Here is a 15082-nt window from a genome sequence, read left to right on the forward strand (position 1 = left end):
ACCTCAATTTGATGTAAGTAGATTTATCAACGCTTAGATATATGCCCTAAAGCTGATAATTAATTTTGACTAGCTGTTTCTTCTGTCGGTGAGAAGGAATAGATCTTTTTGGCAGGATGAATTACTGAAGTGATATTCTGCATCTCCCAAAGCTTGGCATAGCGAACATATTCACGGGTTGCCCCTAGCATGGCGTGGATCAGTCCCCTGGTACCCAGCAGGAAATTATATCTGGCAATATAAATCCAGAGAAACCTCAGAATAGGTCGCAGAAAAACGATTAAACCATTAACGCGATAACCTTGTTCATGAAGTGTTTCCGCTTCCAGAATAGAGTAGCGATTAAGGGCTGCTATATATTCATTCATCATATTGCCACCCCAATGAATCAAAACACCTTCTAGAGGAATGGCCTTGCCTGGAAATTTAACTTCCTCATGGACTTTCATGGTGGGATCATAGTAACTAGAACATCTATTAAACAAGCGGACAAAATTACTTCTTTTACTAGGACGGGAAATATTAGGCAGTAAAATACCTAAGAAATCTCCTCGTCGATCTAACGAATAACCATCACGTTCATCCATCGGGCTATTTAAAACCTTTCTAATCGAGATTTCTAACTCAGATGTGACAATTTCATCGGCATCCAGGAAAAATACCCAATCATGAATAGCCAAGGATAGAGCCTTATTTCGTTGGATTGCATACCCTAGCCATTCCTGCTCATAGACAATAGCCCCTAAAGAGGCAGCGATTTTTTTAGTCTGGTCAGTACTACCTGAATCTAATATGAGTACCTCATCAGCCCAAAGAACACTTTGAATACATCGCTTGATGAACTGTTCCTCATTCTTGGTCAATATAATTACTGAAAGGGCTATCATAAATAACTCTGTGATGGTTTTTTATAATTTTGCAGATATTATGAATTACTTTTGTAGGGTTTGGTGGTGAGAAAAAAGTAACTATTAAGTGAGATATTAAAAACAAGTGTCATCTTACGAACAGAATTTAAAATTACACAGCTTTAAAGTTAAAAGCTAACTGTTTTAATTGTCTAGCTAGAAAAAACTGTCAAAACCCTTCAAATTACACTAAAAATAGTTTAGCTTTATCGCACAAACAGCTTGTCAGTCATTGTCTCCAGGAATTAGCTTAAAAGCCAATACTTCTTCTTAATCATTAATTAATCATTTTTCGCCAGCTTACTTTTTATATTACTTTTGGCTTACTAAACAAGGGTTTCTAATTAGTCTATTTAATCTACACTGAGAGTCAATTCTGGATTAGTTGCCTACCAAGGGAAACATTGATTGCTCAAGAAAATTAGTTTGTTTTTGAGGAAAACAAGCGTTGTAGTATATGACCACTGCTCATCGCACATTAACTTCTCGCTAATTATTTTGATTGTGTTTTATTTACTGAGAAAAAAAGGACTAAATTCAGTCAAATCTAGTCAAAAATCAAAAAAGTAAAATAATGAAAATAGCTTTAGTACATGATTATTTAACGCAACTCGGTGGAGCAGAAAGAGTTTTTGAATTATTATGTCAATTTTTTACTCAGGCGGATGTCTTCTCATCTGTTTACGATCCTGAGAACACGATCGATCTTCAAGGACACTCTGTTAAAACAACTTTTCTCCAAAAACTACCAGGAGCCAAAAAGAATTTTCGTCTTTTAGCGCCTGTATATTACTTAGCTTTTCGTCAACTCGATCTACAAGACTACGATCTGATCATTAGCAGCACTTCCAGCTTTGCCAAAGGAGTAAGAAAAAGACCTGGAGCAATGCACATTTGTTTCTGTCATAATGTGACTCGTTTTCTCTGGGATACGAAAACTTATCTAGAAGAATATAGTAGTTTTAAGCGACTTTCTTCCTTAATTAATCCCGTAATTAAATCCTTACGCGAACAAGACTTACGGTATGCTCAAGAACCAGACTTATATATCGCCAACTCTAGTACTGTCGCCAAAAGAATCAAACAGATATACAACAGAAAATCTTTGGTAATAAATTATCCGATTAATACCAATAAGTTTATTTTTTCGGCCGAAAAAGAAGATTATTACTTAATCTCATCGCGCATAATTAGTTATAAAAGATTAGATATTGCGATCGAAACGTTTAACTGGTTAGGATTACCGCTGATTATTATTGGAGATGGCCCAGAGCGTAAACGTTTGGAAGCGAAGTCTTCAGACAATATCAAGTTTTTGGGTTATGTAGATGACGAGTGGCGTACTCATCTAATGGCCAAAGCCAAGGCTTTAGTTGTCATTGCGCTTGAAGATTATGGTTTAGTGCCGATAGAAGCCAATGCCAGCGGTACTCCTGTTATTGCCTATGGCGCGGGAGGAGTTTTAGATACTCAAATTTCTGAGGAAACTGGGGTGCTGTTTAATCCCCAGTCTCCTGATGCTTTGCAAGCAGCAATCAAACAAGTAGAAAGCCAAGAGTGGAATTATGCCAAAATTCGCGAACATGCAGTCAATAATTTTTCTGAGTCAGTATTTTTTGAACAAATAATCAAAGTTATTGAAGAGTTTTGTGGTCAGTCTACTGTAGATGATTTAAACATTAATTTCGAGTGTTTGGCTGACACAGTTGCAGCAGGAGCTAAACAATGAGTCGTCAGAATATCAGAGACTTAGAAACAGAAAGTGACTTAGGTTATGGACAGCTATTTGCCAAGCTTTGGCAGGAACGTTTCTTGTTTGCTGGGGTTTTTGGCGGTGTATTGGCTCTTGCTATTCCTCTAATTTTGATTAAAAAGCCTGTTTATCAAAGTACGATGCAAGTATTAGTAGAATCCAACTATCAAGCAAAAGAACTCCAAAGTGATGTCGAAAGTGAATTTGCTGATGCGACTGTGGAGATCGATTATGCTACTCACTTAAAAGTATTAAAGAGTTCGGAAATCTTAAAAAGAGCAATTAAAAAGTTGGGGCTAAAAGATTCGGAGCATACAGTTCCCGAAATTATACAAGAATTGCGAGAATCCCTAACCGTATATCGACTTGTGGAAGAAGAATCAACATCGGAGAGTGGAACTGAAACTAATATTATCCAAACTATCTATACTGGTGGCGATCCTCAAGAAACCAAGCGAGTTTTACAAGCAATCCAAGAAGTTTATCTCAATTACAATCTCGAACAACAAGAAAAGCGCCTTCAAGATGGATTAACTTTTATCAACAATCAAATTCCCCACGCACGGAATGATCTGGTTGAAGCAGAAGCAGCTTTAACCCAATTAAGCAAAAAGCATAGTTTAGTTTCTCCAGAATCAGAAGCGATCGCTTTGGAAGAAAATATTCGGGATGTTGCTAAACAAAGAGCCGCCTTGAAAGCCCAACAGCGTGAATTTATCGGCGACTACAATAGCTTACAAAAGCAATTGGGATTATCAGCAGAAGATACTCGCGTTCTATCTAGTTTAAATCAATCCCGCCGTTATCAAGATTTACAAAAAAGATTACAAGAAACTGAAATTCGCCTGGCTAATGAGTCCAAAAAATATACCAATAATAATCCTCTAATTCAAAGTCTTAAGGATGAACGGGATGTCCAACGAGATTTGATCATCCAGCAAACCCAGCGGATTTTAGGTAAAAGAGCTAGTAATTCTGACTTGGTAATCGCATCTGTGCAAAAACAAGGACAATTTTTGGGCAGCAATAATTCCCAGAAAATTACGGAAATACAAGTTAAGTTACAAGGCATCCATGAACGAGACATCAGCTTAGCAAGGACTCAAGCCACACTAAAGCAACAGTTAGTCAATTTTCCTGAATTGATTGCTGGCTATAGAAATCTTGCTCAAGAAGCGCAAGTCAAAAGAGATGCCATACAAAGACTATTAAAAGCTAAGCAAGAGCTAGAAATTGAATTAAATCGCGGTGGTTTTAATTGGCAGGTTATCGAACCACCACTGTTGGGCGAGAAAATTGCCCCTAGTTTACCAAAGGATCTGTTTTTGAGTTTTATAGTTGCTTCTTTTCTGGGGGGATTGTCGGTATTCTTTAAAAGTGCGGTTGATGAACGAATTACCAATCCTCTGGAAATTAAACGTCAAACTGCTTTACCTATTTTAGGGACTACCCCTGGATTGCATCTATCTTATTCTGAACGTCTTTTCGCACAAGTTTCTTTTCTATCTACCCCTCACCCGACTAACACCATTAAGGAAATAATTCAGTGGAATCCGTTTCGCGAGGCGATAGATTTAATTTACGAAAACTTTAGATTAACCCGTACCAGTCCACCGATTAAATCTTTGGCGGTAACCAGCGCCATCTCTGGAGAAGGTAAATCTACTTTTGTCTTGGGTTTAGCTTTAAGTGCAGCTCGTCATCAGCAAAGAGTGTTGGTAATTGATGCCGATCTTCGTTCTGCTAGTCTCCATGCGCCTTTTAATTTGAATAATGACTGTGGTTTAGCCAATTTTTTGGCAGGGGAAACCAATCATCTTGTGATTGAACAGGTTTCTTTGTTAGGAGAAACCATTGACCTAATTCCTGCTGGCTCTAGACCAACAGATCCAGTTAAGTTACTAAGTTCTTCGAGATTACAAATCCTGATTGACCAATACAAGCAACACTATGACCTAATTTTAGTCGATACTCCTCCAGTAATTGGCATGGCCGATGCGATTACTATTGCCGCTAACTGTGATAGCGCGGTAATGATGATGCGCTTAGATAAGGTCAAATCGGCTCAACTGTTAGACGCTACCGCTTTAATTAGCAAATTAAATGTTTTAGGCATAGTGGCTAATGGTTCTAAAGAAATAGCTCAAGAATACAACAAACAGCCCCAATATTCCTTACCACCCCTAGTTTAATTACCTACTTGGCAAGACAATTATGACTAACATCTTACTCCAAACGTCTAAAATACTTACCTTAGCCATAGATTCGTCTAAAGCTAAAAGCTATTTACCAGTCTGCGATTTAAAATGGCGACAAAAAAATCTTTGGGTAAAAAAGATTTCTCCTGATGCCGAACATAATTTTCCTGCTCTTACTAGACAGCAATGGTTGGAAAATTGTTTACGTAATTCTTGGGTCAAACGAATTTGTGTCGATCGCGCTATAGGAGAACAAGGAATTAAACTTTGGGCAGATACTTGCTACCAAGTCAATAAGCCTATTTTTCTGCGCATCCTTTCTCATCGGGAGTTACCTAATTGTCGTCAGAGTATCTACTGGCAGGTCAAAAGACTTTTCGATTGCCTAGCAGCTTTAACTTTACTCGTAATCGTTAGTCCCTTAATGCTGGCGATCGCTTTACTAATTAAAATTTTTGCTCCAGGGCCAATTTTCTTTGCTCAGTGGCGAGTGGGAGAGAGGGGGAAATTATTTAAGATCTATAAATTTCGGACGATGAAGGTGGATGCCGAAGCTCAACATCATCAATTGATGGGCAACCAAAAAGGTCTACACAAATTATTAGTCGATCCGCGCATTACTCCTCTGGGTAAATGGCTGCGCAAATATAGTCTGGATGAGTTACCTCAGCTATTTAATGTTCTCCGAGGAGAAATGAGTTTAGTTGGGCCTCGTCCCTGGGCTTTGTATGATGCTTTGCGTCTGGATCGCTCTGATGTCAAGAGGTTAAATGCTCTGCCTGGAATTACTGGAGCTTGGCAAGTGAAAAATCGTTCTCGCTTGTTGGATCTACATGCGGTCAGTAAATGCGATTTGGAGTATTTGCATAGCTGGTCTTTAATTCTGGATTTAAAAATCCTCCTCCTAACTGTACCGAAAATTATTTCTGGTTCTGATGCTTATTAAGATACAAATTCCCCTTAAAGTTCCGCTGAAGATGAGTAAATTAATGAAAACAACGCGGTTTTGGCAGGATAATTCCCTAATTTTACGCGAATTTAAGCACTTTCGCGCGATCGCCACCATCGCGATTATCTGTACTGTGCTGGCTGCTTTGTTTGAAGGGGGGACGGTAGGCTTGATCGCCTCTTTTCTCCAGGGACTAACCAACCCCAATGAGCCAGCAATTCGCACAGGGATTGAATGGTTAGATGTCTGGTTTTTAGCCACTAAAGCATCGGCGACGGCAAGAGTTTATCGAATATCGGCTTTAATTCTGGTGGCTATTTGGCTGCGTTCTGCTTTTAGTTATCTGGGAGACTTTTATGCTCAACTGACTCAATCTCGTTTGTGCGATCGCATTCGCGCCAGTTTGTTTGAGCAATTGCAGAGTTTGAATCTAAGCTATTACTCTAATAGTCGTTCAGGGGAATTAATCAATAGTCTGACGACTGAGATCAACCAACTACAGCAAGCTTTTAGCATCTTTTCTGGTCTGATTACGCGGGGGTCTACCTTGCTCGCCTATGTAATTTCCATGTTTTGGATCTCCTGGCAACTTTCTCTGGCTTCGGTGATGCTTTATAGCCTTCTATCAGTTGGTTTATCTAGACTGATTGGGATGGTACGAGAGGCTAGTTTTGCCGTACCCACAACTAATGGTCATCTAGCTTCCGTGGCGATCGAATTTATCAATGGGATTCGGACGGTTACAGCCTCGGCAACGCAAAACTTTGAGCGGGGTAGATTTAAGGTAGCCAGTCAGGAGGTAATGAAGGCGCAAGATCGAGTGGCAAAAATTGGTTGCTCGATCAAACCTTTAGCCGAAGGGGCAGCTAGTACGATTTTGATCGTCATGGTGTTGGTGGCGTTTAATTTATTTATTGTGGATGGCAAATTCCGCGCTGCTTCGCTTTTAACTTTTATGTTCGTGTTATTTCGGATGATGCCCCTAGTACCGCAATTAAACTCAGCCAGGCAGGAGTTAAGCCGTTTCCAAGGTTCTATTGATAATATCAAACAACTTTTAGCCACCCAAGATAAAACTTATTTAACCGATGGCGTAATTGAATTTACGCACTTAAACCAAGGCATAGACTTAGTTTCGGTTGATTTTGGCTACAATCCCCAAGAGTTAATTTTACGCAACATCACTTTAGCGATCGCCAAGGGCAAAACTACCGCGTTAGTCGGCGCTTCTGGGGCAGGAAAAACCACTTTGGTGGACTTAATTCCCCGATTATACGACCCCACCAGAGGGCAAATTCTAGTGGATGGCATCGATCTGCGCGATTTAAAGATTAATTCCCTACGTCAGAAAATGGCTGTAGTTAGCCAAGATACATTTATTTTTAACAATAGCGTCAGATACAACATTGCCTATGGTCTAGGAAATATAGATGAAGAGAAAATTTGGTCAGTAGCTAAATTAGCCAATGCGATGGAATTTATTGAGGAAATGCCCGAAAAAATGGACACCTTGTTAGGCGATCGCGGAGTTCGTTTATCGGGAGGTCAAAGACAGAGATTGGCGATCGCGCGGGCTTTATTGCGCCAACCAGAAATTTTGATTCTTGATGAAGCTACCAGTGCTTTGGATTCTGTAACGGAACGCTTAATTCAAGAGTCTTTAGCCAGACTTTCTTTAGGTCGCACTGTCATTGTCATTGCCCATCGATTATCTACCATCGTTAATGCCGATAAAGTAGTGGTACTTGATGGAGGACGCATTGTTGAGCAAGGAAAATACCAAGATTTGTTAGAGCAGCGCGGCAAGTTATGGCAATACCATCAAATGCAGTATGGTTCGCCTTCAATTAAGACAAATTAAAGCAAATTCAAGTCTGTTTAAGCTATTTAATCAATTTATTTAATCCAAACTACTGAACAAAGTCGTAGTTAATGAAAATTTTACTTACCATTCACCACAATCTAGATCCCAATACAGGAGCGCCTGGCAGCACTCTTAAACTGGGTCAAGAGTACCAAAATCTAGGACACCAGGTAGAATACTACTCCTTTGATAATCTGCCTAGTTGGATTCATGCCAAGGTCAAGTCCTTAGTATTTGCCTGGTTTGTCGCGGTGCATATAGCTAATCTTTGCCGTCGGCAAGCAGTGGAGATAATTGATGCTTCCACGGGTAATGCCTGGATTTGGGCAAAAATGCGTCGCAAGTCTCGTGCCAAACTCCCCCTATTGGTCACGCGCAGTCATGGTTTAGAACATATCGTCCATCTAGAGCAGCTAGAGTCAGCTAAACAAGGAAAATTGCGTCTGAGTTGGAAATATCCTCTATATCATGGTGGCTATCGCCTGTGGGAAGTCGCTACTTCGATGCGCTATGCCGATTTAGTTTTTCAACGCAACCATCATGACTTGGAATATGCCACCGAACAATTGGGCATCAAACCAGAACAGTCCCATGTCGTTCCCTATGGTATTCCCGAAACTTTTATCAATCTTCCCTTTGAGCCATTATTAGACTCTACACCCATAGCGATCGCCCTGGTGGCAACTTATCTTCCCCGCAAAGGCATTGACTATAGCATTCCCGCCCTCAATACCATCCTGGAGCGTTATCCCCAGATTACGGTGAGTATGTTGGGAACTGGTTGTCCAGCCGAGCAGGTTTATGCCGACTTTAAACCAGAGCTGCGCGATCGCGTCCACGTCATGCCTCATTATCACCATGACCAATTACCTACTTTACTTCAAGGACACCAAATTAAGCTTTTTCCCTCTCTGGCAGAAGGATTCGGTATTGTCCTGATCGAAGCCATGGCTTGTGGTCTAGCCCCCATAACTACGGCGATCGATGGTCCCAAAGAAATTGTCACGGATGGACAGGACGGAATTTTAATTCCCCCTCGCGATCGTCAGGCGATCGAGCAAGCTTTAGAACGGTTAATTAGCGATCGCCCCTATTTAGAACAACTGCGTCGCCAGGCCTATGATACCGCTCAAAAATACAGTTGGACAGCCGTTGCCCAACAACAACTCGCTCTCTATGAGAAAGCTTTAGATCGACACCAAGAAAAAGTTAGTAAAGGAGACTTAAACTGTGATTGCCCATCTCAGCCATCAGTTGAATAACATTGAGCCTTTTGAATCTCTGCTCTCAATCGTCATCCCAGTTTTTAATGAAGAGGAAAATATTCTCCAGCTTTATGAACGTCTGGTTAGTGCAGCACCCAGTTGGGATTTAGCTTTTGAAGTGATCCTGGTGGATGATGGCAGCAGCGATAAAACTCTTGGTCTGTTGCGACAACTTCATCAGCAAGATGCTCGATTCAAATATATTAGTTTCTCCCGTAACTTTGGTCATCAAACCGCTGTTAGTGCTGGTCTTCGCTACACCAAAGGCAATGTCATTGCAGTGATGGATGCCGATTTGCAAGATCCGCCAGAAGAACTTTACCGCTTCCTCCACAAGTGGGAGCAAGGTTATCAAGTAATTTATGGCATTCGGACTAAGCGTAAAGAAAATATCTTCAAACGTTCTGCCTATCACGTTTTTTACCGCATCCTAGCTTGGTGTTCTTCCATCGATATTCCCTTGGATTCAGGCGATTTTTGTGTCATGGATCGATCGGTGGTGGATTGGCTCAATGCTCTGCCTGAACGCAATCGTTTTGTAAGAGGCTTACGCTCTTGGGTTGGTTATCGGCAAATTGGTATTCCCTATGAGCGACACATGCGTTTAGCTGGAGAAGTTAAATATACTTTCCAAAAACTTTTACGGCTGGCTTTTGATGGCATCATCAACTTTTCTTACCGACCTTTGCAAATTAGTGGCACTTTCGGTCTGCTAGTCTGCTTGCTCTCCTTTATCGGCATTATCTTTGTGGTGCTACATCGAATTTTAGATTTTAAAGTCTTTGGTTATTCCCCTCAAGATGTTCCTGGTTTTACTTCCTTGGTCTTAGCAGTGCTATTTATTGGTGGAGTGCAACTGTTGACTATGGGCTTATTTGGGGAATATCTCGGGCGAATCTTCGATGAAGTGAAGCAGCGACCTCTTTATATAGTCAAAGAACAAGAAGGTTTTAAAGTCCATGAAGGATCTTATAGCGCCGCTACTCTATTGCCAGGAGACTTAAAACGTTAAATTAGCAGTTTTTTTGACACTTATTACCAGACAGGAGTTTAAATATGAGTTGTATTATGTGTGGAACTCAAGCGAGTCAGGCGATCGCTCAAGGAACAGATTATGAATATCATACCAAGCCAGACACTTTTAAAATAGTCGAATGCTCTGGATGCAAGCATGTATATATTCACCCGATGCCAACGATTGAGGAAATTCCTGCCCTTTATCCATCCACTTATTACACCATAAATCCTCAATCACCTAATTATATTAAGGGTTTTATTCTGGAAACTCAAACCTCAATGGGTGTAAAGCGAACCCTCAAGTTTATCAAAGATCGTTCGATCCATTCTGTGGTTGATATTGGCTGTGGTAACGCCCATCGGCTGCTTAAACTTGCTGATGTTCTTGGTAATCAGGTCAAACTGATTGGCTTGGATTTGCAGCACGAATCATCCACCATCACTGCTGCCCAAGAGAAAGGAGTTGTTCTGGTCGAAGGCAATTTAGAAAGTGATTTGAGTGCCTTACCAGATGGAGAGTGTGATTTTATCATTATGAACCAGGTAATAGAACACCTGCGAGATCCCAAATTAGCCTTACAAGCTTTGCACCAAAAACTATCACCAGAAGGTATATTGCTGATTGAAACTCCCAACGTCGGTGGACTGGATTACCGCCTATTTAAGCAAAGATATTGGGGACATTGGCACATTCCTCGACATCTCAATTTATTTACCCAAAAATCTCTAGCATCCCTAGCAAATCAGACGGGATACAAAGTCATTCAACAGGGTTCTTTGCCATCTCCAGGCCCGTGGATTCTCAGCTTACGCAATTTTATCGGTCTTAACAGTATCAAAAAAAGTACTGGTTCAATTAAATCTTGGGCTGAATTTATCTGCTTTAGAAATTTTTTCGTGGTCAGCTTTTTTACTCTCCTAGATTCCCTAACTATTAAATTAGGAATTCCCTCTTCTAATCAATTTGTAGTAATCGGCAAAAAATAAACATATTTTTTTTTCATTTTTTTCATAGGGAGAGCTTTAGCTTTGAAGCGAAATCAACTTGTTTTACTAGGCTGGATCATCAGTTTTTTATTTTTAGGTCTTGTCCTGCGAGATGTTAATTGGTTCTCAGTCAAAGAAGCCTTAGTCAGAGTACCTTGGATATTTCCGCTGATGATGATCGTCACAACTTGTTCAGGATTTGTCCTGAGATCCTGGCGGTGGCAATTTCTGCTTCCTCGGGGCATCCCTATCCAAGATTCTTTAGGAGCAGTGGTTTTAGGCTATGCTGCCAACAACGTTTTACCAGCCCGCCTGGGTGAAATCGTCCGCGCCCAAGCTATTGGTCAAAAATGCCAGATTAGTCGTTCTCTAGCTTTAGCCAGCATCTTTGTAGAACGGGTTTTTGATGGGCTAGTGCTGACTTGTCTCTTATATTTGGGCATTAGAGGAAGTAATATACCCCCTTGGGCTTCATCCCTAGGAGTTTTAGGATTAAGCCTGTTTGGTAGCGCCCTAACTATAGTCTTACTTTTGGCACTGACTCGCTCTCGATGGGAGAAAAAAATTGAGCGGCTGTCTTCGTCAAAGTTGCGTAACATCCTAAAACAGTTTGGTGGCGGACTAACCTTAGTCTGGAGTAGTCCATTTTTGCCGATCACTATTTTGGGCTTAAGTCTCACTGTTTGGTTAGTTGAGGGCGTTACTTACTACATCGCGATTCAAGCCTTTGAACTACAAGTCCCCACTACGGCAGCTTTGTTTGTAATGGGACTAATTAACTTAGGTATTTTAATTCCTAGTGCGCCAGGATATTTAGGTGCTTTTCACTATTTCGGTATCTTAGCCTTGAGTGCCTGGCAAATTCCTAGAGAAGAAGCTTTAGCTTGCGTGATAGTTATTCATGCTTGTCTCTACTTTCCGATTACTATCTGGGGCTTAGGCTATATTCCCTACTTTGGGTTTTCTTCATTAGGCAAATTGAGCAGTGAAGTTAAGTAAATTGAGTTTAAAATTCTGGCGATCGCACTAAATAAATCAAATAAATTAAGATGGAGTATTAATCTAACCATGAGTCTATTGATTGTCGGTGGTGGGGCAACGGGTTTAGCAGCAGCCTATATTGCTGCCAAGCGAGGAGAACAGGTAACTTTAATCGAGGCTTCTGACAAGCTGGGAGGACTTTTATCTACTTTTGAGGTGGGGGGGACTAGGCTAGAATACTTTTACCATCATTTTTTTACCCACGATCGCGAAATTAATTGGCTACTAGAAGAAATGCATCTTGCTCAGGATGTTCATTTTGTCGAAACCAACATGGGGATGTATCGCTACAGAAAAATTCATCCTTTTGCTACTACCAAGGATTTACTCTTGTTTCCCGAATTGAGCATTATTGATAAACTCCGTTTTGGACTAACCAGCATCTTTTTATCCCGTCAACGTAACTGGCAAAAATATGAAAATATTTCAGCTTTAGACTGGTTCTATAAGTGGGCTGGTAAAAGAGCAACTGACTCAATTTGGCAGCCAATGTTAAAAATTAAATTTGGCGAATATGCCGATCAAATCCCCCTTTCTTGGATGATCGGACGCATGACTCAAAGATTGAAATCTCGTTCTGGTGGTAAAGAAAAATTGGGCTATCTCAAAGGTAGTTTGCAAAGATTAGTCGATGTTTTGGAGTTTCGTCTTAAAGAGTTGGACGTAAAAATTGTTAAAAATGCGCCAGTTACCGAACTTCTGTTAAACAATCAGCAAGTAATCGGGGTCAATACTACTTTAGGCGAGTTTAAGGCGGACAAAACCTTAGTAACGATCCCCACAATCTATTTAGCCAAACTAATTCCCGAAGATTTTGCTAATTATCGCCAGCAATTAGAACAAATTGAATATTTTGGAGCGATTTGCGTGGTAGTTATCTCGCAAAAGCCGTTAAGTAATATTTATTGGCTTAATATTGGCGATCCTGGTTTTGAATTTGGTGGCGTAATTGAACAAACTAACTTTCTACCACCAGCAGAGTATCAAGGATTACACCTTACTTATTTATCTCGTTATGCCACCTGGAATGAAGCAATACTCCACAAAAGCGATGAGGAAATTGCCACTCTTTTTAAAGACCAATTAACCTCAATCTTTCCCGATTTAGACAGTAAAGGAATTAAGGAAATAAAAGTTTTTCGCACTAAGACGGCTGCTACAGTTTGTGACCAAAACTTTTCTCAAAAAATTCCCAATTATAAAACACCAATTCCCAATCTTTATGTTGCCAATATGGCTCATGTATATCCTGATGAAAGAAGTGTAAATAATAGTATTAAGGTGGCTTTAAATGTAGATGCTGTTCTAAAAAGTAATTAACAAATAGATATTAGTAATCAGTAATTATTCAAATGAAATCTAATATAAATAAAAGTTTATTCCAACCATTAGCTAATTTAAAACCAACTCTAGAAAGATCTTTACTAGAGATAATTATTAAAATCTTTAGTGGGGATTCTAGTCGAAGCTATCAATTATTTTTTCTGTTATTAATCGGCATTGTTGCTAGCCTCTCAATTATTTTAATTAATATTGGCATACCGCCTATTAATGCTTTACCGACGGATATCAGTATCTTACTTGAGAGTGGTTGGAGAATTATTAATGGTCAAACTCCCCATCTGGATTACTATTCTCCTCTAGGTATATTTACTAGTTTGCCGATCGCTTTTGGCATGAAAATTAGTTCCCCCTCAGCTTCCTCGATCGCCTATGGTAATGTGCTGCTGTTGGTTATTTTCACCCCTTGGGCATGGTTAATTGCTCGCGATCGCTTATCTGTCCTCAATGCCTTTTTGTTCGCTCTATTTATGGCGTTGCTGCTAGTCACCCCCAGACCATTAGGCAGCCCCATGAGCGAGGTTAGCTATGCTATGCTCTACAATCGGCAGGCATTTGTCTTTTTATCGATGCTTTGCTTGGAAATATTTATTACGCACCGCACTCCCGAAAAAGCTTCAACTAAAAGCCAATTTCTCGGTGGGTTATCAAGTGGTATTTTATTTACTTTAATTTTTTATTGTAAGGTTAATTACTTTGCGATCGCCATATTTGCCATCTTGCTTCATCTCATTTTCTTTCCCTTTTCAAAAGCATGGGTTTTAGGTTTTCTTAGTAGTGTATTCAGTGTGTTTATTGGCATATATATTTTGTTTGATGTCAATTTATTAGCTTATCTTGCCAATATTTCTTTTGCTGCCCAAAGTCAAGACAAAATTCAAAAGCTGCATAATTTAAAAGGAGTATTATTTGATAACTTTTATTGGCTTTATTTGATATTCACGTTAATAGTTATTAATTCTTTAAATCAAAATAAAAACACTCCTGAATTATCTGATTTTTGGCATAAAACTAGACCGCAAATCATCGCCACGTTTGTCGCATTATCGGGAATATTAATTTGTGGTACTAACTCTCAAGCTACAGATATTCCGCTCTTTTTTGTAGCAGGACTCATTTTGTTAGAACAGCTTCGGCGTGAATTTCAACTTCATAATTATTCAGTCAATAGCTTCTCAGGCTTAAAATACTTCTTGACAATTGCGATCGTAACTTTATTTTGTGCTGTAATTCTACTCCAAGATCTCGGCAGTATTACTTCTGCTGTACTGTCAAACAAATTAAAACTTACTACTCTGGCTCAGTCTCAGCAATTACATTCAAAAACGATGTCCGACTTATTAGTAGTAGAAAAGTCCGCTGACTATCCAATCATGATTAATGATGGATTGGATTTAATCAGTCCATACAAATCAAAAGATAGTCGAGTTTTGGCACTGGATTTTGCCAATCCTTTCTCCTTTGCTTTAGAGTTGCCTCCACCCACAGGTGATGCTCTATGGTGGCATTATCACCATACATTCAGCCAAGAATCTTTTCCTGAAGCGGAAAAAGTTTTTCGAGACGTTAATTTAGTAATTATCCCCAAGCAAAGTGATGAAGGTAGTAGTGCTTCTAAGTATATGCAAGAAATATATGGAGACTATTTGCAGCAAAATTTCCAAAAACAAAATGAATCTAAATTTTGGACGTTATGGACTAGGACATTAAAGTAAATCGTTAAATCTTTTGCAGTCGAAAAAAGATTTGGTAACCAGTA

At 39.8% G+C, this 15082-nt stretch carries 11 protein-coding genes; 10 read left to right on the forward strand and 1 reads right to left on the reverse strand.

All coding sequences use genetic code 11. From position 1 onward, the window contains the following. Positions 1-59 precede the first annotated feature (59 nt). Positions 60-887 (reverse strand): glycosyltransferase family 2 protein, encoded by an 828-nt coding sequence (locus KME09_24630; protein ID MBW4537125.1) that lies wholly within the window; start codon positions 885-887, stop codon positions 60-62. Positions 888-1482: 595 nt separating this feature from the next. Between KME09_24630 and KME09_24635 the strand changes: the two genes are divergently transcribed. The 10 genes from KME09_24635 to KME09_24680 all read left to right on the forward strand — a co-directional run bounded on the left by KME09_24635 (position 1483) and on the right by KME09_24680 (position 15038). Beyond that, positions 1483-2637, forward strand: a complete 1155-nt coding sequence (locus tag KME09_24635) for a glycosyltransferase (GenBank protein MBW4537126.1) — start codon at positions 1483-1485, stop codon at positions 2635-2637. Beyond that, positions 2634-4853, forward strand: coding sequence for a polysaccharide biosynthesis tyrosine autokinase (locus KME09_24640; GenBank protein ID MBW4537127.1), 2220 nt, complete (start codon positions 2634-2636; stop codon positions 4851-4853). Before KME09_24635 ends, KME09_24640 begins: the two co-directional genes overlap by 4 nt. 52 nt (positions 4854-4905) lie before the next feature. Continuing rightward, positions 4906-5805: a sugar transferase gene (locus KME09_24645; GenBank protein ID MBW4537128.1), complete on the forward strand. Its 900-nt coding sequence runs from the start codon at positions 4906-4908 to the stop codon at positions 5803-5805. Between the two features lies 1 nt (position 5806). Then, positions 5807-7669, forward strand: a complete 1863-nt coding sequence (locus KME09_24650) for an ABC transporter ATP-binding protein/permease (protein ID MBW4537129.1) — start codon at positions 5807-5809, stop codon at positions 7667-7669. A gap of 71 nt (positions 7670-7740) precedes the next feature. Continuing rightward, a complete protein-coding gene (locus KME09_24655; GenBank protein MBW4537130.1) occupies positions 7741-8934 on the forward strand; it encodes a glycosyltransferase family 4 protein in 1194 nt (397 codons plus the stop codon). Position 8935: 1 nt separating this feature from the next. Then, positions 8936-9949 (forward strand): glycosyltransferase family 2 protein, encoded by a 1014-nt coding sequence (locus KME09_24660; GenBank protein ID MBW4537131.1) that lies wholly within the window; start codon positions 8936-8938, stop codon positions 9947-9949. 44 nt (positions 9950-9993) lie between these two features. Next, positions 9994-10941 (forward strand): class I SAM-dependent methyltransferase, encoded by a 948-nt coding sequence (locus KME09_24665; GenBank protein MBW4537132.1) that lies wholly within the window; start codon positions 9994-9996, stop codon positions 10939-10941. Between the two features lie 42 nt (positions 10942-10983). Beyond that, positions 10984-11940: a flippase-like domain-containing protein gene (locus KME09_24670; GenBank protein ID MBW4537133.1), complete on the forward strand. Its 957-nt coding sequence runs from the start codon at positions 10984-10986 to the stop codon at positions 11938-11940. A gap of 69 nt (positions 11941-12009) precedes the next feature. Continuing rightward, a complete protein-coding gene (locus KME09_24675) occupies positions 12010-13302 on the forward strand; it encodes an NAD(P)/FAD-dependent oxidoreductase (GenBank protein MBW4537134.1) in 1293 nt (430 codons plus the stop codon). A gap of 32 nt (positions 13303-13334) precedes the next feature. Further along, complete coding sequence (locus KME09_24680; protein MBW4537135.1) at positions 13335-15038, forward strand: hypothetical protein; 1704 nt, start codon at positions 13335-13337, stop codon at positions 15036-15038. Positions 15039-15082: the final 44 nt, after the last annotated feature.

The sequence above is a fragment of the Pleurocapsa minor HA4230-MV1 genome (assembly GCA_019359095.1).
GTDB classification, from domain to species: domain Bacteria; phylum Cyanobacteriota; class Cyanobacteriia; order Cyanobacteriales; family Xenococcaceae; genus Waterburya; species Waterburya minor.